Annotated in this window: 19 protein-coding genes; 5 read left to right on the top strand and 14 right to left on the bottom strand. The window is 60.2% G+C overall.

Annotation, left to right across the window (positions count from 1 at the left end; genetic code table 11):
• Nucleotides 1-231 precede the first annotated feature (231 nt).
• From GWK63_RS17530 to GWK63_RS07200, 11 genes are all read right to left on the bottom strand, one after another.
• Nucleotides 232-555: a helix-turn-helix domain-containing protein gene (locus GWK63_RS17530; RefSeq protein ID WP_223846701.1), complete on the bottom strand. Its 324-nt coding sequence runs from the start codon at nucleotides 553-555 to the stop codon at nucleotides 232-234.
• A complete protein-coding gene (locus GWK63_RS07245; protein WP_157998289.1) occupies nucleotides 555-830 on the bottom strand; it encodes a hypothetical protein in 276 nt (91 codons plus the stop codon). Before GWK63_RS07245 ends, GWK63_RS17530 begins: the two co-directional genes overlap by 1 nt.
• A 333-nt stretch (nucleotides 831-1,163) precedes the next feature.
• Nucleotides 1,164-1,586, bottom strand: coding sequence for a hypothetical protein (locus GWK63_RS07240; protein ID WP_223846700.1), 423 nt, complete (start codon nucleotides 1,584-1,586; stop codon nucleotides 1,164-1,166).
• Nucleotides 1,587-1,614: 28 nt separating this feature from the next.
• Nucleotides 1,615-1,920, bottom strand: coding sequence for a hypothetical protein (locus GWK63_RS07235; protein ID WP_166498139.1), 306 nt, complete (start codon nucleotides 1,918-1,920; stop codon nucleotides 1,615-1,617).
• A gap of 154 nt (nucleotides 1,921-2,074) precedes the next feature.
• On the bottom strand, nucleotides 2,075-4,216 hold the full coding sequence (locus tag GWK63_RS07230; protein ID WP_223846673.1) for a type I restriction endonuclease subunit R: 2,142 nt from the start codon (nucleotides 4,214-4,216) through the stop codon (nucleotides 2,075-2,077).
• Nucleotides 4,213-5,184: a GIY-YIG nuclease family protein gene (locus GWK63_RS07225; RefSeq protein WP_007398383.1), complete on the bottom strand. Its 972-nt coding sequence runs from the start codon at nucleotides 5,182-5,184 to the stop codon at nucleotides 4,213-4,215. Before GWK63_RS07225 ends, GWK63_RS07230 begins: the two co-directional genes overlap by 4 nt.
• Complete coding sequence (locus GWK63_RS07220) at nucleotides 5,181-6,479, bottom strand: restriction endonuclease subunit S (protein ID WP_007398382.1); 1,299 nt, start codon at nucleotides 6,477-6,479, stop codon at nucleotides 5,181-5,183. The genes GWK63_RS07225 and GWK63_RS07220 overlap by 4 nt, the downstream gene beginning before the upstream one ends.
• On the bottom strand, nucleotides 6,476-8,323 hold the full coding sequence (locus tag GWK63_RS07215) for a type I restriction-modification system subunit M (protein ID WP_223846672.1): 1,848 nt from the start codon (nucleotides 8,321-8,323) through the stop codon (nucleotides 6,476-6,478). The genes GWK63_RS07220 and GWK63_RS07215 overlap by 4 nt, the downstream gene beginning before the upstream one ends.
• 33 nt (nucleotides 8,324-8,356) lie before the next feature.
• Complete coding sequence (locus GWK63_RS07210; protein WP_007398379.1) at nucleotides 8,357-8,758, bottom strand: type II toxin-antitoxin system death-on-curing family toxin; 402 nt, start codon at nucleotides 8,756-8,758, stop codon at nucleotides 8,357-8,359.
• Nucleotides 8,758-8,985 carry an AbrB/MazE/SpoVT family DNA-binding domain-containing protein gene (locus tag GWK63_RS07205; protein WP_003630907.1) on the bottom strand — a complete coding sequence of 76 codons (228 nt, stop codon included), beginning with the start codon at nucleotides 8,983-8,985 and terminating at the stop codon, nucleotides 8,758-8,760. The genes GWK63_RS07210 and GWK63_RS07205 overlap by 1 nt, the downstream gene beginning before the upstream one ends.
• Nucleotides 8,986-9,087: 102 nt before the next feature.
• Nucleotides 9,088-9,606 (bottom strand): helix-turn-helix domain-containing protein, encoded by a 519-nt coding sequence (locus GWK63_RS07200; RefSeq protein WP_007398378.1) that lies wholly within the window; start codon nucleotides 9,604-9,606, stop codon nucleotides 9,088-9,090.
• Between the two features lie 628 nt (nucleotides 9,607-10,234).
• Between GWK63_RS07200 and GWK63_RS17465 the strand changes: the two genes are divergently transcribed.
• Entirely contained in the window at nucleotides 10,235-10,495 is a 261-nt protein-coding gene (locus tag GWK63_RS17465; protein WP_338034130.1) for an RNA 2'-phosphotransferase family protein, read from the top strand.
• A 122-nt stretch (nucleotides 10,496-10,617) separates the two neighbouring features.
• Nucleotides 10,618-11,376: a YoaK family protein gene (locus GWK63_RS07195; RefSeq protein WP_034932297.1), complete on the top strand. Its 759-nt coding sequence runs from the start codon at nucleotides 10,618-10,620 to the stop codon at nucleotides 11,374-11,376.
• A 128-nt stretch (nucleotides 11,377-11,504) separates the two neighbouring features.
• Here the strand turns inward: GWK63_RS07195 and GWK63_RS07190 are convergent, their stop codons facing one another.
• Together GWK63_RS07190 and araD are read right to left on the bottom strand one after the other, a co-directional pair.
• Complete coding sequence (locus GWK63_RS07190; RefSeq protein ID WP_039998781.1) at nucleotides 11,505-13,097, bottom strand: B12-binding domain-containing radical SAM protein; 1,593 nt, start codon at nucleotides 13,095-13,097, stop codon at nucleotides 11,505-11,507.
• An 899-nt stretch (nucleotides 13,098-13,996) separates the two neighbouring features.
• On the bottom strand, nucleotides 13,997-15,778 hold the full coding sequence (gene araD / locus GWK63_RS07185) for an L-arabinonate dehydratase (RefSeq protein ID WP_007398371.1): 1,782 nt from the start codon (nucleotides 15,776-15,778) through the stop codon (nucleotides 13,997-13,999).
• Between the two features lie 135 nt (nucleotides 15,779-15,913).
• Here araD and GWK63_RS07180 point away from each other — a divergent pair, with 135 nt between their 5' ends.
• The 3 genes from GWK63_RS07180 to GWK63_RS07170 all read left to right on the top strand — a co-directional run bounded on the left by GWK63_RS07180 (nucleotide 15,914) and on the right by GWK63_RS07170 (nucleotide 19,449).
• Nucleotides 15,914-16,828 (top strand): LysR family transcriptional regulator, encoded by a 915-nt coding sequence (locus tag GWK63_RS07180; RefSeq protein ID WP_034932277.1) that lies wholly within the window; start codon nucleotides 15,914-15,916, stop codon nucleotides 16,826-16,828.
• 261 nt (nucleotides 16,829-17,089) lie between these two features.
• Entirely contained in the window at nucleotides 17,090-18,097 is a 1,008-nt protein-coding gene (iolG, locus tag GWK63_RS07175; RefSeq protein WP_007398369.1) for an inositol 2-dehydrogenase, read from the top strand.
• Between the two features lie 155 nt (nucleotides 18,098-18,252).
• On the top strand, nucleotides 18,253-19,449 hold the full coding sequence (locus GWK63_RS07170) for an MFS transporter (RefSeq protein WP_007398368.1): 1,197 nt from the start codon (nucleotides 18,253-18,255) through the stop codon (nucleotides 19,447-19,449).
• 138 nt (nucleotides 19,450-19,587) lie between these two features.
• Here GWK63_RS07170 and GWK63_RS07165 read toward each other — a convergent pair whose 3' ends face one another.
• Nucleotides 19,588-19,998 (bottom strand): tautomerase family protein, encoded by a 411-nt coding sequence (locus GWK63_RS07165; RefSeq protein ID WP_039998780.1) that lies wholly within the window; start codon nucleotides 19,996-19,998, stop codon nucleotides 19,588-19,590.
• Nucleotides 19,999-20,013 lie beyond the last annotated feature (15 nt).

The raw sequence follows: 20,013 nt of genomic DNA, 5'->3' as shown, positions 1-20,013 counted from the left end.
TGCCACGCAAGCACGAGGCGATGCGTTTTTGTTCGGCCACGGTGTACCCAGCAACGGAAGCACCTGGCTCCATGCTATCCAGCATCAACTCCAGCGCCCTTCTGTTTGGACCAGCACTCCGTGTTTTCTCGCTATGATGCTTGAAATATCGCATAAAAACAGAAGCCAAACCCGTCTCTGACGTTGGTTCGTTTCTTCTCTTGGCGTATTCTGTTACATATTCTGCGAGCTTTATTTTCGCTTCTTGAAGAACATTTGTGCCAAGAGATGCTCGCTTTGTTTGTCTGGTTTTGGGATCATACCAGCACGCGCACCATGAATCCGAGTTTGGACGTTTTCCAAGGAAGTATTGTCCAATTCGGAACACGGCGTCAGTCTCGGACATCTTTCATTCCTTGCGAGGTAATCTATCAAATGAACTTCGGCGTAGCGCACTCGCGAACGGATTTTCAGATAACCGATCCGGCCCTCCTGCCTTTCTCGCCGCAGTGTAATTGAAGAAATGCCAAGGCGAGAAGCGGCTTCCGGCTCTGTGTATAATAGATAATTCGCCATCATTCACGCAACCTCGCGCATTGTGCCTGCCTCGGAAGGAATACTTCTTTTTCCGTTCTTTTTTTGAGAACGCGCCTCGCTCTTTCTCGAAAAACCTGCAAATACATCGCGAATACTTCACCGTAGCACTCCAAAAATGCCCGATGAATCGATTCGTATGACCACTCCTCGTCACGAAAACGGCGCAGATCGTCAACGTGGCGGATAAGAAGTGAACGACATGCGCCCGTACCATTTGGAATTGGCAAGTTAGGTTTTTTCTGAAGCACGCCCATCGGTTCGCTCCGATCACCTGGATCAATCAAAGTTTACGAGTATCAAGAGCAAACGTTATCAAGCGTTTTAAGTCGTGTCAAAAATATATTTGACGTATATTTATTCTTTACTTCTTCACGTGAAGTATTCTTTCCTTCTTTCCTTCTTTCCTTCTTTCCTTCTTTCCTTCTTTCCTTCTTTCCTTGTATTTAAAGGCCAAATTCCACGAGAGACAGAGGAGTAAGATTTTTATTGCTGCTCCGCGCTTACTGCGTCACTCCGGTAAGGGTTGGGATACAGTAGATCGTCTGAGCATTGGGGGCGTGGTGCATTCTTCGCCTTCTCTCCGGCCCCTATCGGTTCCCGAAAGGCAGAAGCGGCGGCATACCGCCCTTTTCCTCTATCAGCTTGCTCAGATAGCTGACGTTGCCTTGCTGCATGTCTGCGGTGAGTTCACCCGGCAATGGATGCTCGTAACCATTCAAACGGCGCACCTGGCCGTAAGTCCGGTTGATGGATCGTATCTCCTGGTCGAGCCCCTGGACGCTCTCCCCACCAAACCGCCGACGCACATAGGGCATCGTGCCTGGCACAAGCCCCTTTGCCTTGTAGGGCTCCTGTAGCTGCTCCTGGCACTGGAACTTGCGTGTCAGTGTCATGTGCCGGCATTGCCGCTGCTCATCGGCTTTCATGGCCGCCTGTGTTGCCTGCCACTCGGGATCTATGACCTGCGCGTGAGCCGCGCGAATCTCGCCCATACCCAACCCGGCCACCACTGCGGCCAACAATAGAGCCTGTCTCATATCAGTCACTCGACGCTGTAAAAGCCTGCACCTTTTGCAGATGCTTAAGATTCTTTTCGGCAATGTCGTTCTCGACTTCCAGTTGCCGGATGTGCTGCTGAAAAGCCATGTCCGCCGTGGTCTGCTGTAACTGCAAGCTGGCGTCGTTCTGATGCAACGCAGTGGACTGCTCGACCGCAATGAGCTGCGTGGATGCCCCCACATCATCATCCCCCAGGTCGGCCAGAGCCTCGTCCTGTCGCTGCATCGCCTGGGCCGATGCCTGACGATACTCGTTCACTGACGCCAGAGATGCGGCCTCCCGCATGGACTGGTTGGTATCACGGGCCGCCCGATCGTATCCGGCATCTGTCGGGCTATCCGATGCCAGGTGTGAGTGCTGGTTGTAATCTCCCCAAATGTGCTGGTTGAAAATTCCCCAGCGCGATGCCGTCGGGAGCGGGCATCCACCCCATCAGTTCTCAGTGAAAATCAACAGTCATGTCCTTGCCCGGATAGCAGCGGTTCAGGCGCGAAAGCGTCTGGACGGCCTGAATCCCGCCAAGTTTCCGGTCCACATACATGCCGCACAGCAATGGCTGATCGAAACCCGTCTGAAACTTGTTCGCCACAATCAGAATTCGCCATGGATCTTCAGCAAAAACCTCCCTCAGGTCACGCCCCTTCAGCGCGGGGTTGATATTGCTTTCCGTAAAGGGCTCCGGGCCACTTTCCGGATCATCCACTTCGCCCGAGAATGCTGCGAGAAGCCCGAATGGATAATGCTTTTCCTTCACGTAGCGATCCATAGCCAGTTTCCAGCGTACGGCCTCCTTACGGCTGGCCGTCACGACCATGGCGCGAGCCTTGCCGCCAAGGAGAGGCTGCACATTCTGGCGGAAATGCTCCACCACGATCTGCACCCGTGCAGCGATGTTGGTGGGGTGCAGTCGCACCCACTTCATCAGCGCTTTCTTTGCCTCCGAAGCCTCGACTTCCGTGTCATCCAGAATCTGCCCGTTCTGGCTCAGGCGAAACGCCTGTTTCCAGGACACATAATTCTGCAACACATCAAGGATGAAGCCTTCCTCGATAGCCTGCCGCATGGAATAGACATGGAACGCCTCAGGCTTATTGTCCTCGTCCTTGGGCTGATCCGGATGCGGCAGACGCCCGAACAGTTCCAGCGTTTTGGCCTTTGGCGTAGCCGTGAAAGCAATAAAGGAAATGCCCGCGTCTGCCGCAGTCCTTTGCGCCATTTCCGCCGCCAGCAGGTCTTCCGTGCTGATCTCCCCTCCATCCGCAAGCTCCGCCAGTTCACCAGATGACAGAGCGGCTTTGAGCTTGCTGGCCGATGTCCCGGTCTGCGAGGAATGAGCCTCATCAGCAATCACGGCGAAATGCTTGCCCTCCGTCGCCGCAAGCTGACGGATTTCCTCCAGAGCGAACGGAAAGGTCTGAATCGTGCAGATGATGATTTTCTTGCCGGCATGTAGGGCCGCCGCAAGCTCCTGACTCTTGCTTCCCCCATTGCCGGAGATCGACGCCACAACGCCGCGCGTGCGCTCAAAACTCTCGATGGTTTCCGAAAGCTGCCGGTCCAGAACCGTACGGTCTGACACCACAATGACAGTATCGAACAGCTTGTGATTGTGCGCGTCATGCAGATCGGACAGAAAATGCGCCGTCCACGCGATGGAGTTTGTCTTGCCCGACCCGGCAGAGTGCTGGATCAGGTAACGCTGCCCCGGCCCCTCCTCCAGAATGGTGGAGACCAGCAGCCGTGTGGCGGCAAGCTGATGATAGCGCGGAAAGATCCAGCCCGAAATCTTCCCCTTTTTCTTCACCGGAATGATGTAGCGGCCAAGAATATCCAGCCATGAATCTGGCTGCCATACCTCCCGCCACAGATACGCCGTGGTGCCGGGATTGCCCGCACCGCCATCGTTCCCCTGATTGAACGGCAGAAAACGACTGTGTGCGCCATCCAGATGGGCGCACATCATCACGTCACTGTTGCTGACAGCAAAATGCACGACCGCACCGCCAGGCACCGAAAGCAGCGGCTCCGCAGGCTTGCCGGGCGGTTTTGGCAGTCGGTCCGTGCAATACTGCTCCACCGCATCCTGAACTGACTGAGTGTAGTTCGATTTCAGCTCGGCGGTCGCAACCGGAACGCCATTGAGAAACAGCACCAGATCCAGCTCATTGCCGTTACTGGCCGAATAACGCACCTGCCGCACAACGCGCAGGCGATTGGCGTCATAACGATGCTGCAAATGCGGATTCATCGTCAGGGCCGGGCGGAACTGACAGATCTTCAGCGTCTTTGTCAGTCCGATAATGTCCAGCCCGTCACGTAGGACAACAAGCGTGCCCCGCGTGTTCAGCGCGTCCCGTACCCGCTGGCATAAAACAGCACCAGCCGAGGCTCCATGCGTTTTCTCCAGCGTCTCCCACGCCTCGGGCTCGCATTCGCACACCCACGCCAGCAGATCTTCGGGAAACAGGGCCTGCGCCACGTCATACCGCGCGGCAGAACCATCTTCATAGAGCCAGCCGGAGCATCCAAGGTAATCGCAGATTTCGGATTCCAGATGGTGCTCCTTGTGAAGATCGGTCATTCAGCGGTGCCTTTTTCTATTACGGCATCAAGCTGATGCGTCTGCCAGTCGCGGAACGAGATGTCCGTATTGTTCGCCAGCTTCCACGCAGCAGGCCCGCTCACGGAATGTCCGAACACAATCGCCGCCGCCGCAGTCGGACTTCTGAACGCGTAGTCTCTGGTGAATACCATGTGCTTTCCGTCCGGACGCAGAACACCAGAACGCACAAGCTCATCCTGCAACGGCTTATATGACCCGGCCTGAACGCTCTTCTCATTCATCCATTCAGTACGAGCGTGCGAACCGGCTTCCACAATAAACTCGCCATTCTGAAAAATCGCTGTCGCTGTCAGATCAAGCGTGGGTTTATTCAGGATAAATCGCACCGCCTGTGCGTTCTCACCATCTCCTGACGCCCCAGCCTCTTCCGACGCCTCAAAGACCGGAACGGGTCGCGATGATCCCGCCGGACGGCTGCGCTGGATGAACATATCCACCCGGATGGCCGGCAGAACCACCATCAGGCTGGCAAGAAACGCCTCCATCTTGGCAATATCCGCTTCCGTCAGTCCAGGCAGCTTTGGAGAATTGCCGTTGTGCAGTGGCGTATGCCCGATCTCCCGCGCCATGACGATCAGCCGCGCTTCCAGATACTTCACATGCGCCTTGTTGAGCCGGTTCGCGCTGGCGGAGACCAGAACAGCCGTCTCCCACCAGTCCTTGTCGCTCGCCGCTGCGTGCTGTTTCAGCCTGACACCGAGATCTTCGGCCTCCCCGATATAGGCGAAGTCCTGCCCGTCCTTCTCACCCAGCAGCAGATAGACCCCGGCGTAACCGGCCTCCTCCCGTCTGAGCGCTTCGGTCAGGCGCGTGCGCGGCGTGACGAACACATGCCCCGTCCAGTTGAAGAGTTCGGCAGTGATCATGCCGTCCGGATGACCATCGATATAGAAAAGCTCCAGAGAGCGGCCTTTGGTATCGATCATGCTGCAAGCGCCTTGCTCTGGGCGCGCACGTCGATTTTGCCCGTAACAGCGGCGGAAATGAGAGCAGCACGGCGTTCTTTAAGAAGTGTGATGGCATTGCGCGCAGTAGTGGCGAGAGCGTCAAAATGCCCTGTTTTTTCTTTGAGAAAATTTAAAATTTCATCTTGTTCTTTTAATATTGGCAGAGGAATACAAATTTTTTTGAATTCTTCCCAGTAAAGTCTAAGCCGGAAATCTGTCACTCCTCGCGAATATCGTTTCATTTCAGAAATTGCATTTGGAGTTCTCAAAAGAAGTTCGATAAAATCAGTTTTTTGTCGAGATATATTCTTCGGTCTAGCTACAACATACGCGGGACTAACCATCCCCATAACTTGGACAGTGCCAAAGCCACCTTGCCAAGCTCGCATCATGTTATATGTCAGATCTCCAGGACGAACTGCTATGTATTTTGACCTGTCATCACTGCGCGTCACCTTGCGGTCCAACTTTTCATCAGAAAGTTCTTCGTCGGAAACTCCCGTATGAATTGACACGCTCAGAATCGGTAGATTTTCATTCCCAGATTCATTGACCTCTTCAAAAATTGTTCCCAATCGCACAATCTCCCATTCTTCCGACACCATCCCGATCCACGGGATACCAGAGTCCTTCATGGGCGCGTTGGGGTTCAGGCCTTTTGTGACGGCGTGGGAGATGACGGCCTGCCGCTTTTCTGCAAGGAGGGCAATCAGCCGTTCCTGTTCGGCAATCAGGGCATCAATCTTCCCGCACTCACGGTCCAGAAAGCTAGCTATTGCCTGCTGTTCGGGAAGCGGTGGGAGAAATAAAATTGTATTTTTTATTTGCTCTGTGGATATTGCTTCATAAGTACTACCTGTTGATATACTATGAAAATATTCTTCCAAAAATAAAATAGTGTATAGAAAATACTTCTTGTCGTGACTTGAAGATGGACGAATACTACATAAGCCACGACCTATTCCATATTGACGATCTGCCACATTAAGCCGACCGACAGGAGCTCTCACAGATAAAAGAATATCTTCCTTGCAACAGGATTTGGGTGGAATTGTACAATAGTTTTTAGGGACAGGATAACAAACGCCAAAATCAGCGCAGCCCTGCAAGAATGGGAGACCACACCCCTCTGTATTGCAATCAGTCGAAGCGGGAGATTGTCCGGCGTCAACAATGGCTACATGCTTCAAACAAGCAGAGTGCCACCCAACCGGAATCTCCCCAATCCACTCAACTCCACTATCTTTATAAGCTGGATATTTCGGAAAGCTCATGCCGAAAGCTCCCCAAGCATGGCCATGATTTTCGCGGTCACCTCTTTCAGATCCGCATCAATCTCCTCAAGCGGACGCGGTGGCTCGAACACATAGAAATACCGGTTAAACGGAATTTCATAGCCGATCTTTGTCTTATCCTCGTCAATCCACGCATCCGGGGCATGGGGCAGAACTTCGCGTTTGAAGTAGGTGTGAATGTCCTCATCCAGCGGCACGTTTTCCGTATCGCGCAGGCTGCTGTCAGGCACGGGCTTGCCCTTTGCCTTACCACGCTGACCGAGGACGATCTTGCCGTCCTCACCACGCTGCGGACGCTCCACGGTGATGGTCTGGTAGCCAAACTCCTGATTGCGGAAGATGCGGCTCAACGGCGCGAGCCTGACCTTGCCGCCTTCGGACGCTTCCGGTGGTTCCGCGCCCTTCATCACGACCTCACGCGTCTGCGTGCCATCGGCGGCGATTATGGTGGCAAGCTGCGCCTCCTGCGCATCGCGGAACAGGCGCGTGACGAGGGTAATGTCGTCTTCTCCCATTTCCTTGCGTTTGGAACCAAGACTTTTCCGCATTTTCTGCCAGAAGGACGAGGCGTCGATCAGCTGCACCTTGCCCTTGCGGTTCGTTGGCTTGCGATTAGTGAGCACCCAGACATAGGTGGCGATGCCGGTGTTGAAGAACATATCAGTCGGCAACGCGATGATGGCTTCGACCAGATCCTCTTCCAGCACGAAACGACGGATTTCGGACTCACCAGACCCGGCGGCACCCGTAAACAGGGGCGAGCCGTTCAGGACGATACCAAAGCGCGCGCCGCCATCCTTCACCGGACGCATCTTGTGGACCAAGTGGAGCAGGAACAGCATGGAACCGTCCGAGATGCGCGGCAGGCCGGGGCCGAAGCGCCCGTCATATCCCAATTTTTCATGCTCGGCCCGGACGGCTTTCTCAACCTTCTTCCATTCCACGCCAAAAGGCGGGTTGGAGAGCATGTAGTCGAATTTGTGATCCGCCAGTTCGTCATCAGAGAGCGTGTTGCCAAGGCGGATGTTGCTGACGTCCTGATTACGGATCAGCATGTCAGCCTTACATATAGCATAAGATTCCGGGTTCAGTTCCTGCCCGAACATGGTCAGACGGGCGTCCGGGTTGTGATCGAGCAGGAACTCTTCCGCGACGGAGAGCATACCGCCGGTGCCGGCCGTCGGATCATAGATGGTGCGCACGGCGGCATTGCCGGGGGTCAGCAGACTGTCATCTTCGGCAAAGATCAGGTTCACCATCAGCCTGATGACTTCGCGCGGAGTGAAGTGCTCACCGGCTGTCTCATTGGAGGCTTCCGAGAACTTGCGGATCAGTTCCTCGAACACCTGTCCCATCTGGTGGTTATCGACAGCTTTGTCGCTGAGGTCGAAGCTGATGAATTTTTCAAGCACCAGATAGAGCAGATTTGCCTTTGCCAGACGGTCTGTCTGCTCGGTGAAGCGGAAGTGGTCGAAGATGTCACGGGCGGTGGGTGAGAAGGCGTTGATATAGGCTGAAAGGTTCTGGGTCAGGTTATCCGGATCGCCCAGCACGCCTTTCAGTGTGAAATCGGACGTGTTCACGAACTTCAGACCGGCGACTTTCTCCATGAAAGGCATGGGGTCGATGCCTTTGCTTTCCCACTTCTCCTTTTCCTTCAGCACCTTGTCACGGGTTGGGGCCAGAACGGCATCAAGGCGGCGCAGAACGGTAAAGGGCAGGATGACCCGACCGTATTCGGCTGGTTTGAAGTCGCCCCGCAGGAGATCGGCGACCTGCCAGATCATGGAGGACAGGGAGGCAGTGCGGGGTGTCGTGCTCATAAGAAAATCTGGTCCGATATCGAAAGTGTGGAATCACTGGTTTTGAAAATGTTGCCGGAGCCAGACCGCGAACGCGTCTTCCTCCATTGCGCCAGACGCAAGAGCCACCATGGTTTCGACAGCTTCCGGAGCGCCGACCTGCACACGAGTGCCATTCAACCTCAGGAAAAGGGCGCAGCAACTCCATGCTGTTCGCTTGTTGGCGTCATTGAAGGGATGATTGCGAGCAATGCCATAAGCGTAGGCCGCAGCCAGAGTCGCGGTGTCCGGCGGAAGCTCTTCAGCATAGTGCCAGCGGTTTTCTGCGCGGGCTAACGCGCTGTGCAGCAGATCCTCGCTTTTGAGCCCGTGGGTTCCGCCGTATTCCTTCAGGGCCTGATCGTGCATGAACAGCACCGCGTCAGGTTCCAGAAACTCAGGCAGCACACCCGGCATCAGCGCTTGGCCAGTTCCTGAAGAACGTCAGCCTGCTCACGCAGCGTCTCACGCGCCATCTGCATCTGGCGTTCAAGCCTGAGATTGCGCTTCACGAGCTTGATTCCGTCAGCCATTTCGACCAGCGTGAGTTCCTGCCCGACTTCCAGACCAAGGCGGATACGCGTTTCCGCCGGAAGGGTAACACCGACAGAATTGCCCTGTTTGCGAACGACAACCGTTTCCATGGGCCCATCTCCATATTACATGTCGTAATACGTAACAGGGCCACATCAGGGGTGACAAGCGCAAATACCCCTTTGGCAATGCTGATCAGACAGAATTGCAGGTCAGATGGTTTCCCATCCTTTGATGATTTCGATCCACTCGGCGGGTGAAAGCTGGCTTGGACCGTGCGGTTCCGGGTATCGACGCCCTGAAAGCAGCCGTTTCTCCTCAATATGTATATCTCTGGACGCCTTCTGCGCCATCCTGTCACTTACAACCTGCACACCACGGAAAATAGCGCGGGCCATATGCTTTCCGGCTGAGCGAACCTGATCGGTGGTCTTGATAAGCAGCCTGTAGGTATTGCTGGTTCTTACCCATCGACTACCAACCAGCTTCCTGCGGTAGGTCCGCTCGATCAGTCCGAGTTCATAGCCCCGTTCAAGCGCCCGGATGACCGTCCGTACGGAATACCGGCAGGCCCGAGCGATTGCATCGTGGCTTGGGTAGAGTCCATCCGCCCCCAAAAAGGTGGCAAGCGTCATGAGCACAGATTTTTCGGAAGGCTTCAGTTGGTGGTCAAAATAGAGGGTCAGAACCTGCTTGCGGAAAGCCGCCTTGACGGAAGCATGGCGGCTCATCGCTTTGCACTCCCGGTCGAAACCAGAACGCGATGAAAAAAACTTGCCTGACAGGCCCGGAGATCCGTGACAACAGAGTCAGTTTCTAGTACGCTGCTCGCACGCATTGCACGATTTTTCCTTGATCGTGCGTGCCGTTTTTGAACGTGTTTGACTCTGTAAGTCTCTGATTTCGTTGGGGTCAGCCGGTTTTGACATGGTAGGGGTCACAAGTTCAATCCCTGTTGCGCCCACCACTCGGCTCCGGTCAGACCCCCTTGAAAACATCAGCTTTTACAGCTTTCGTGCTGTCTGTTCCGCCCTGGGCCGGGTTGCGCCGGTATGGGCCATACAGGCTGTCCCGCCACGCCCTGCCCTACCGGGGCCGGTCCCGACCGGAGCCATTATCCGTACGGGCCGTATCCCCCCGGCAGGGCCGGAGCGGTAACGGACCTGCGATATCCAGCCATGGACAGTCCAACAGAAGAAGTCGGCCCATGATAACGGAAGGTGCCGTGTCGCGGCAGCTGCTCCTGCGCCATGGGCCACTGCGGATCGGCCTGATGCTGGACAGGCTGGGCGCAGGTGACCGGCCGGCTCCGGCCATGGCACGGCGCGTGACCGGCTTGATCCCTTTTTCCGCGAGGGGCTGAGGCCCGGCCGCCGCCAGATGGTCCCTCTCTCCACCGACCGGGATACGGCGCGGCACGGGAAGGCCGTTCTCCCGGGCGTCGGGGCTGGCCGGATGTTTCATGACGGATATGCCTTCCATAAAGCCAATAACGGCCTCTGGCTGACCTTGGCGGTGCCCCGGCATATCTGGCCTTCCAGTCCGGGGCAGGAAACGGCCCCTCAGCCTTGCTGCGCGCCATTGCCGCTGAAAACCGTGCCGCGGCCCTTCGTACGATGATGGGTCAGGAGCGTAATTGTGCATCGAATCCGGTACCAAGGCAGGCTACAGTAAACCATGCATCCTGCTGCCGGTAACCGCAGGCCCGCAGCAAGGTCAGCATGGAAGGACGGGAAAACCGGGTGCTTGTTCACGAAGGCGCGGACCGCAATGCCGTAATCGACCGGCGTCTTGGCTGCTCGCTGGCCGCCATTGCCGGGGCGGTGAATGCCGCCGGATTTCTGGCGGTCGGCTATTATTCCGCCAACATGACCGGCAACATATCGGCGCTGGCCACCGGCCTGCATGAAGGCCACCTGCGGGCCGTGCTGTCATGCTGCGGGCTGGTGCTGGCCTTTGTGGCCGGTGGGGTCCTTTCGGCGCTTGTGGTCAATGCCGGGCGCCGCCGGCGCCTGCCTTCCATCTATGCGCGTAGCATCCTGCTGGAAGCCTGCCTGCTCGGGCTGCTGGGGCTGGCCGACATGCTGCTTTCCGCACAGCCACGCGGCCCCATGCTGGCATACGGGCTGAGTTTTCTCATGGGGTTGCAGAACGCGACCGTAACCCGCATCTCGGGCGCGCGGGTCCGCACCACCCACATGACCGGCATGCTGACCGATGTCGGCCTGGAACTGGCGGACTGGATGGACGCCATCATCCACCGCACCGACCCCGCGCAGCGCGCACGCACCCGCGAACGGCTGGGCCTGCATGCCGCGATTGTCCTGTCCTTCACCACCGGCGGGATTGCCGGGGCATTTCTTTATGGCTGGTGGTCGGCCCTGTTCCTGCTACTGCTGGCGGCGGGGCTGGCCTGCCTGTCGCTGCCCGGCGCGCTGGCCCCCGTGGAGGCCCCCCGCGCAACGGTGGATGGCACGCAGGAACCACAGGCGGGACGCTGACGCAAAACGGGCCAATCCGGGGGCGTCCGCCCCAGGGCCACGGGGTGCCGGAGAATTCTGGAAGAGGACCGGCCGGGAATAGCCGGCGCCTGGCCACGCCCATGGGGCATGGCCAGGTGCCGCTGCCCTTACGCCGTTACAAGGACCGCTTCGGCCGCGGGCGGGTGCACCTGCCGGCGGCCCGCGTCCACATCCGTGATTTCACGGTCGATTTCACCAATCACCTGCCGCGAAAACGGGCCAAGATGCAGGTACAGCGCACTGGTCATGACCACGTAAGGCAGCGCCCTGGGGTTGTGCAGCGCGCAGTCAAGCAGCATGCGCCAGAACGGCCCTGCCGTGCCCGGCCCGGCGCGGTGGATGCGCAGGAGCAGGCGCATGAAGCTGCGCAGGTCACCGCGCACCATGCGGTGCCCCCGGGTGCGGCGCAGCATCCGGCCAAGACGGCGCACCCGGCCGAAATAGGCCACCGGGTCATAGATGGCGGCAAGGACCCTGCGGTAATCATCCAGTACGTCACGCCGTGGCCGCGCGGTCTCGAAGTTCAGCCCGGCGGTACACTGGTCGCCCGACTGCGGCTGTCCGTCATCGGCAAAAAGCCGCCCTTCCGCCCGCAGGCGGCGCGTCAGCTGTGTCGTGGGCAGGGCATAGAGCAGGCCGACCATACAGACGGGGATCGACGTATCCTCGATACAGTCGATCATGCCCGCGGCGATGCTGCCCTTTTCGCTGTCAAATCCCACAATGAAACCGGCATTGACGAAAATCCCGGCCCGGTGGATCGTCTCGATGCTCTGCCGCAGGCTGCGCCTTGTGTTCTGTTTTTTCTGCGTCATGACCAGCGTGTCGGTATCCGGGCTTTCAATGCCGATGAACACGGCAAAGAAATTGGTGCCCGCCAGATCGCGCAGCAGGTCGGCATCATCGGCCAGGTTGATCGAGGCTTCGGTTGAAAATTCGAACGGGAAGTTTCTTTCCTCCTGCCAGCGCTTCAGGCCGGGCAGGAACTTGCGCAGCGCCTTCTTGTTGCCAATCAGATTGTCATCCACAAAATCGACATGCCCCCGGTAGCCCAGCGCATACAGGGCATCCAGTTCGGCCAGCACCTGTTCATTCGTCTTGGTGCGGGGCACCCGGCCATAAAGTTCGATAATGTCGCAGAATTCGCAACTGAACGGACACCCGCGCGAGAACTGCACCCCCACATGCAGGTACTGGTCCAGCTTCAGCAGGTCAAAGCGCGGCAGCGGGCTTTTTGTCACATCGGTCTTGCCCATGGCGGCCGTGAACACGCCATGGCGGATGCCCGCGCGCCAGGTGGCGATGAAATCGCCCATGATTTCCTCGGCCTCGCCCAGAACCTGAAAATCCGCCCTGGCATACAGGTCCGGGCTGGATGTCACGTCCGGGCCGCCCACCACCACGGGCTTGCCCGCGGCCCGACAACGTTCAACAAGCCGCAGCGCGTCGTTGCGCTGGGGCAGCATGCCGCCGGTCATCACCAGATCGGCCCAGTCGAAATCCGCATCCTCAAGCTGTTCGGTATTGCGGTTGACCAGCCTGATTTCCCAGTGGGCGGGAAGCAGGGCGGCCACGGTCACCAGCCCCAGCGGGGCCGCCGGGTAGCGCGCGCCCGCCAGATCGCAGGCTTCCATGTAGTTCCAGAACGACCCTGCATTGAAAAGCGGGAAGACCATCAGGACCTTGCAGGGATCGCTCATCGCGTAGCGGCCCCGGGGCGTGGCAGGGACGCATGGTCACGGCGGCGGCCGGCCGGGCCACCGGGGGGACGCGCCGGTTCGCGGAACGCACGGCGCGGCGTGAAGGATGACATGCGGGAACGCCTTTCGTATTGGACGGATGGGGGCGGCCCTGGCTGCCCCCTTCCCGGCCCCGCCATGGCGGTCCAGGCCACGCGGCACGCGCGCGGGCAGGACCGGGTCCGGGCCTGTAACAGATCAGGATGATTGAAGGGGACGGGGGCGCGGAAAGCGGCGAAGCCGCGCAGAGCGGGCTGCGTGCAGGTCGATGCCGATGTTCAGGGACTGAACGGGTACCATCCTATCCGAACTGCCCGCCGCCGTCCAGTTCGCCCGCCCGGCCCCGCCGTGATGACCATGCCCATGATGCGGAACGGCACGGCGGCCGGTGAATCGACCCGCACCATGACCGGCCTGCCCTTTCCCCCACCATGGACAGGACAGGGCACAGCCAGACAGGATGGCAAGGACCAATACCCGCGGCACATCGCTGCGCACGAAGGCCGACAGCGGGTTTTCGGGCACCGGATGCGGCACGATCCGGACAGGAAGCAGTTGGCACAGGCGCAGTCCGTTACACTTCGCATGCTGCGGAAACCATGCGGAAACGACTGCTGGCCCGTGGTGTCCGGTCCATACGACCCGTATCGTGGCACGGGACTGTACGCAGGCCGCCGGACAGCACGGACCCGCACGCCACGGCTGACACCGCCACGCAGGCGCGGGGAAGCGGCTGCATGAATGAAAAATAATGAAAGTTTCCCGATCGCGCCCCTTATTCGGACAGGCGACGCTTCCCGAAGCTTTCTGAAAAAAAACTTCACCAAAAACTTTCTTACGATTTATGGAATACTGCCTGTTCAGTAGATGACCGGCTCCGGCACCGGGGGGCCGAAATCGGTCTGCAGAAAGTCGAAATCACATCCCTCGTTCGCCTGGCGCATGTGCTGGCCTGCCATCCAGCCATAGCCGCGCCCGTAGCGGGCGGGCGGGGGTGTCCAGCTGGCACGGCGGCGTTCAAGTTCCTGATCGGACACCGCCATGCTGATCGTGCGCGCCGGGACATCCACCGTAATGATGTCCCCCGTGCGCAGCAGCGCCAGCGGGCCGCCCACGTAACTTTCCGGGGCCACATGCAGCACGCATGCGCCATAGCTGGTCCCGCTCATCCGGGCATCCGAGATGCGCAGCATGTCCCTACAGCCTTCGCGCACCAGCCTGCGCGGCAGCGGCAGCATGCCCCATTCCGGCATGCCGGGACCACCCAGCGGGCCGGCGTTGCGCAGGACCAGAACATGGTCCGGCGTGACATCCAGCGTCTCGTCATCCAGCGCCTTCTTCATGGTGGGATAGTCATCAAACACCAGCGCCGGGCCACTGTGCCTGTGGAATTTCGGGTCACAGCAGGCCGGTTTCATCACGCAGCCATCGGGCGCCAGATTGCCGCGCAGCACGGTCAGCGCGCCCCCCGCCTGCCCGCTGAACATCGGCTGGTCCAGCGGGCGGATCACGTCATCGTTCCACACTTTCGCCTGTTCGATGTTCTCCCCCACGCTGCGGCCCGTGACCGTAAGACAGGTCAGGTCCAGAAAGCGTGAGATCCGCTTCATCAACGCGGTGATGCCGCCAGCGTAATAGAAATCCTCCATAAGATAGGTGGTGCCCGTGGGCCGGACATTGGCAATGACCGGGATTTCGCGGCTGGCGCGGTCAAAATCATCCAGCCCGATGGCCACCCCCGCCCGCCGCGCCATGGCAATGACGTGGATGATGGCGTTGGTCGAACACCCCATGGCCATGGCCACGGCAATGGCGTTGGCAAAGGCGGCGGGCGTCTGGATTTTCGAGGGGCGCAGGTCTTCCCACACCATGTCCACAATGCGCCGACCGGCACTTCTGGCCATGCGGATGTGGCTGGAATCAACCGCCGGGATGGAACTGGCCCCCGGCAGCGAGAGGCCGATCGCCTCGGCAATGGCGGTCATGGTGCTGGCGGTGCCCATGGTCATGCAGGTGCCCGCACTGCGCGCGATACCCGCTTCCACCCCCTGCCAGTCCGCCTGCGTGATCGTGCCCGCGCGCAGTTCATCCCAGTATTTCCATGAATCCGACCCCGAACCCAGCGTGCGGCCCTGCCAGTTGCCGCGCAGCATCGGGCCCGCGGGCACGTATATCGCGGGCAGGTCCATGCTGGTGGCCCCCAGCAGCAGGCCGGGCGTGGTCTTGTCGCACCCACCCATCAGCACCGCGCCATCGGCGGGGTAGGCGCGCAGCAGTTCCTCCGCCTCCATCGCCAGCATGTTGCGGTACAGCATGGTGGTGGGCTTCATGAAGTTTTCGGAAAGCGAAATGGCGGGCAGTTCCATGGGGAAGCCGCCTGCCGCCAGTATCCCGTGCTTCACGTCCTCCACACGCTGGCGGAAATGCATGTGGCAGGGATTGATGTCGGACCATGTGTTGAGGATGGCGATGACCGGCCTGCCCTCCCAGTCCTGCGGGGCATAGCCCATCTGCATGGCGCGCGAGCGGTGGCCGAAGCTGCGCAGGTCGGCCGGGCCGAACCAGCGCGCGCTGCGCAGTGGGCGCCTTTCGTGTTCTGGTACTGTCTGGTGCCCTGTTGGCGTGCTGGCATGTTCTGTCATGCTTCTGCTCCCTTTCTGACACCCCGGCCGCCGTCATGGCCTGTCGGAATGCATATCGTGTTGCGACAGTTAGGGCGCTGGCGCTTTATACTGTCCAGACCAGATACGGCATGGATCGAGACAGGATTGGCATCAATGCTCCAGCTCACGCAGGTCCGGTGTTTTGTCACGGTTGCGGATGAACTGCATTTTGGCCGCGCCGCCGCCCGGCTGAACATGACGCAGCCACCACTAAGCCGGCAGATCCAGCTTCTGGAACACGCGCTGGGCGTGGAACTGCTGGAGCGCAGCAGCCGCAGCGTGCGGCTGACCCATGCCGGTGCGGTCTTCCTGCCGCAGGCCCGCAGCCTGCTGCGCCATGCCGAGGACGCGGCACTGCTGGCCCGCCGCGCCCGGCGTGGCGCGCTGGGGCAGGTTGCGGTCGGGTTCACGCCATCGGGGAGCTATGATTTCCTGCCCCGCCTGATCCATGGCGTGCGTGAGGCCCATCCCGAAATTGAACTGACACTGGAGGAAATGGTCACCCGCGACCAGGTTGCCGCCCTTGCCGCCCACCGCATCGACCTGGCCTTCGTGCGGCCGCCCTTCAGTGCGGTGGAAACCCGCGCCCACCGGGTACTGGCCGAACCCATGGTGGCCGCCCTGCCTGCGGGCCACCCGCTTGCGGCCCTGCCCGCGCTGGCACCGGCCGACCTGGAGGGGCAGGACCTGATCATGTATTCCATCCTGGGCGGCGGCTATTTCCATGACCTTGTCCACCGCCTGCTGGCCCAGGCGAACATCCAGCCGCGCCTTGTCCATCACCTGAACCAGATCCACGCCCTGCTCTCGGTCGTAAAGACCGGGGTGGGACTTGCCCTGATCCCGCAATCCGCATCCCGGCTGGGGATCGACAGCGTGGTCTGCCGCCCGCTGGCCTTTGGCGCGGATGTCCAGGCGGAGCTGTACATGCTGCACCGGGCGCACAATGTCAGCCCCGTGCTGGCCAATGTCATGGCGGCCGTGACCCGTATGGCCGGAACACAGGCCCCTGCCCCGCCCGCCGCCTGATGGCGGGCGATCAATGCCCACCGTGCATTGATCCATACCAAGTCTGGTTTTGACGCAATGCCCCGTCCCGCGTTGCCGCGTGGACGGCCGGATGCGTCCTGCAGGCCGCCGGTCGGACCAGAGGGAGAATATAGGGCAATCATGACCAGAAGGCGGGGCACAGGTTTCACGCGCCTTGCGTCATGCGCAGGAATTCACAAATCACCCAAAAAATACTGAATGGCGCAATAAAAATTGCGTATTAGGTCAGGGAAACCTTTCATGCTTGGAATTGGGGTACTGGGCTGCGGGCGGATTGGCGCCATGCATGCCACCAATATTGCCGCACATCCCCGCGCACGGGTCGCGGCAGTATATGACATCAACCCGGACGCCGCACGGGCGGTCTCCCTTGCCACCGGCGCGCCGGTCATGGCATCGGCCGCCAGCGTGCTGGCAGCACCCGATGTGGACGCGGTGCTGATTGCCACGGCAACCGATACCCATGCCGACCTGCTGGAACAGGCGATTGCCGCGGGCAAGCCGGTACTGTGCGAAAAACCGATCGACCTCAGCCTGGAACGGGTGGACCGCTGCGCCGCCGCCATTGCGGGCACGACCCTGCCGGTGCAGATCGGCTTCGTGCGGCGTTTCGACCCCGGCCACAGGGCGGTGTGCGCGGCGGTGCGCGATGGCACGCTGGGTACACTGTATCAGGTCATCATCACCTCACGCGATCCGGGCCTGCCGCCGGCTGCCTATCTGGCCAGATCCGGCGGCATCCTGCGGGACATGACCATCCATGATTTCGACATGGCGCGCTTCATTCTGGATGAGGAACCCACCGAAGTCTTCGCCACCGGCTCCCGTCTGGTGGCGCCCGCGTTGATGGAGACGCTGGGGGATCATGACACGCTGACGGTGGTGATGAAAACCGCATCGGGCCGGCAGGCGGTGCTCATCAACGCGCGTGAGGCCGCCTATGGCTACGACCAGCGGGTGGAAGCCTTTGGCAGCCGGGGCATGGCGGTATCGGAAAACCGCCGCCCGCACCACATGGTCCTGTCCGGTGCCGACTTTACCGACCATGCCGCGCCGCTGCTGAACTTCTTCATCGAACGCTACCGCGAGGCGTTCGATGCCGAGATCGACGCCTTTGTCGATGCGGTGGAAAACGGCCGCCCGGTTGCCGTAGGCTACAATGACGGGCGCCAGGCGCTGGTCCTGGCCGAAGCCGCGCTGAAATCCCTGCATGAAGGGCGCATGGTGCGGGTAAGCGAGATCGGGTAGCCGCCGTGCCCATGGTGGCCATGGACAGGCATGGGCAACCGGGGGGCGGACAATTTTTCGTTGCCGGCCAGTCGCCTGTTCCGTTCCGGCGCGGGGAATGCCAGAAGGGGACTGGACATCCCTTTCCTGCATTCCTGTAGCCAGCACGGTTCATCATGCTTTTCAAATCCCTGCCTGCCGGGGCCGTGATCGGCCTGTGGGCACTGTTCGCCTGCACCTTCACCGCGCTGACCAGCGAAGTCGCGCCCGTGGGCATCCTGATCGACATGGCACACGCCTTCCATATCATGGAAGGACAGGCGGGGCTGGCGGTCAGCGCCTTTGCGCTGCTGGTGGCGCTGGGTGCCGTGCCACTGACCATCCTGACCGCCCATATCGACCGCAAGCGGCTGATGGTGCTCTCGCTTTCGGGGTATGTGCTGTCCAATCTGGTGGTGGCCATCGCGCCCACGTTCGTCCTTGTCTGCGTGGGGCGGATGATTGGCGGGGTGGCGCATGCGCTGCTCATGTCCATCGTCTCGGCCTATGCGGCGCGCCTGGTGCCGCAGGCCATGACGGGGCGGGCCATTTCCTTTGTCTATGGCGGGACCTCGCTTGGCGCGGTCCTGGGCGTTCCGGGCATGGCGGCGGCGGGGCAGCTGGTGGGCTGGCGGATGGCCATGTTCATCCTGACCGGGCTTTCGCTTGTGCTGACGCTGTGCATCGCGTTTTTCCTGCCGCCGGTTTCCACCCCCGTGCATGTGCGCGAAAGCCTACCCGCCATGCGTTCGCGCCGCGTCATGCGCATCTTCATGGTGGTGGTTGTGGTGGACGGGGTCTTCTTCATTGCCCACAACCTGCTCTACACCTATGTCACGCCCCTGCTGCTTGACCACGGGGTGGCGGCGGGCGCGCTCAGCCTTGCCCTGCTGCTGACAGGCGGCATCAGCATCCTTGGCCTGTGGGGCGCGGGGCATCTGGTTGACCGCAACCCCGCCATGGGCGTGCTGGCGGGGGGACTGGCCATGCTGGTGGGCATGGGGCTGATATACGGGCACATCGTGTCGGGCTGGGTGGCGGTGGCGGCCGTGGGGCTGTGGTGCATCGGCTATTCGGGGCTGATCCCCTTTGTCATGTCCGGTGCGATCCGTGCGCGCGCCACCCGCCCCGATGTGGCCGGGGCCGCGATCAATGCCGCAAGCAATGTGGGCATCCTGCTGGGTTCGGCCGTGGGCGGGCGGGTGCTGACCGTCTATGGCTTTGGCGTGCTGACGCCGCTTTCCATCGCCATCGTGGTGTGCGGCCTTGTTCTGGCACTGGGCAATCCGGCCGCCTTCCCCCACGCCCTGCCCGCTTCCGCGCAGGAGGATTAGGCAGCCCCGGAAAGAAGTAAAGGCAGCAGGGCGTTTTTGGTGAGGCTTTTTTCAGGACATTTCAAAAAAATGCCGCCCTTGGAATAAAGGCGGCACCAAAAACCTTGACTGTTTTATTATGATGCGTCCGGCAGATGGTCAGTGAACCGCCCGGCCGCCCCCCAGCTCGCCCGTCAGGAACTGCGCCCGCCCGTTGCCGAATGACCAGTGGGCGTCCGCGTTCTCCACGACCGATACCATGACATCGGACGGCGCGATGCCGCATGCCTGTTCCAGGCGCTCGGTCAGCAGCCTGTAGAATTCGGCCGTCTTGTCCGCCCCGCGCGGGCGGCTGAACATCTGCACCACCACCACCTTGTCGGTGCGGGGAATGTCCAGTCCCGTATCCTCCACGATCATGTGTGAGGGCTTGTATTCCGATACAAGCTGGTAGCGGTCACGCCGGGGCACGGCAAAGGCTTCCAGCATGGCTTCATGCGCCGCGTCCAGCAGGGTGCGGATCTCGGCGTCCGTGCGGCCTTCGAGCAGGTGGAAATGAAGAAGCGGCATTGATGTTCTCCTGAT

This window comes from Komagataeibacter rhaeticus (assembly GCF_011611525.1).
Taxonomy (GTDB): Bacteria; Pseudomonadota; Alphaproteobacteria; order Acetobacterales; family Acetobacteraceae; genus Komagataeibacter; species Komagataeibacter rhaeticus.
Note: the sequence above shows the minus strand (reverse complement) of the source record. Positions and strands in the feature narration are given on the sequence as shown.

Coding starts and splice junctions, on each gene's coding strand:
- GWK63_RS07200 (WP_007398378.1), bottom strand. CDS start 9,606: ATGAGCCGCCATGCTTCCGTCAAGGCGGCTTTCCGCAAGCAGGTTCTG.
- GWK63_RS17530 (WP_223846701.1), bottom strand. CDS start 555: ATGGCGAATTATCTATTATACACAGAGCCGGAAGCCGCTTCTCGCCTT.
- GWK63_RS07215 (WP_223846672.1), bottom strand. CDS start 8,323: ATGAGCACGACACCCCGCACTGCCTCCCTGTCCTCCATGATCTGGCAG.
- araD (WP_007398371.1), bottom strand. CDS start 15,778: ATGACAGAACATGCCAGCACGCCAACAGGGCACCAGACAGTACCAGAA.
- GWK63_RS07210 (WP_007398379.1), bottom strand. CDS start 8,758: ATGCCGGGTGTGCTGCCTGAGTTTCTGGAACCTGACGCGGTGCTGTTC.
- GWK63_RS07205 (WP_003630907.1), bottom strand. CDS start 8,985: ATGGAAACGGTTGTCGTTCGCAAACAGGGCAATTCTGTCGGTGTTACC.
- GWK63_RS07230 (WP_223846673.1), bottom strand. CDS start 4,216: ATGACCGATCTTCACAAGGAGCACCATCTGGAATCCGAAATCTGCGAT.
- GWK63_RS07220 (WP_007398382.1), bottom strand. CDS start 6,479: ATGAGCTTTCCGAAATATCCAGCTTATAAAGATAGTGGAGTTGAGTGG.
- iolG (WP_007398369.1), top strand. CDS start 17,090: ATGCTTGGAATTGGGGTACTGGGCTGCGGGCGGATTGGCGCCATGCAT.
- GWK63_RS07245 (WP_157998289.1), bottom strand. CDS start 830: ATGGGCGTGCTTCAGAAAAAACCTAACTTGCCAATTCCAAATGGTACG.
- GWK63_RS07235 (WP_166498139.1), bottom strand. CDS start 1,920: ATGCGGGAGGCCGCATCTCTGGCGTCAGTGAACGAGTATCGTCAGGCA.
- GWK63_RS07180 (WP_034932277.1), top strand. CDS start 15,914: ATGCTCCAGCTCACGCAGGTCCGGTGTTTTGTCACGGTTGCGGATGAA.
- GWK63_RS07165 (WP_039998780.1), bottom strand. CDS start 19,998: ATGCCGCTTCTTCATTTCCACCTGCTCGAAGGCCGCACGGACGCCGAG.
- GWK63_RS07225 (WP_007398383.1), bottom strand. CDS start 5,184: ATGATCGATACCAAAGGCCGCTCTCTGGAGCTTTTCTATATCGATGGT.
- GWK63_RS07170 (WP_007398368.1), top strand. CDS start 18,253: ATGCTTTTCAAATCCCTGCCTGCCGGGGCCGTGATCGGCCTGTGGGCA.
- GWK63_RS07190 (WP_039998781.1), bottom strand. CDS start 13,097: ATGAGCGATCCCTGCAAGGTCCTGATGGTCTTCCCGCTTTTCAATGCA.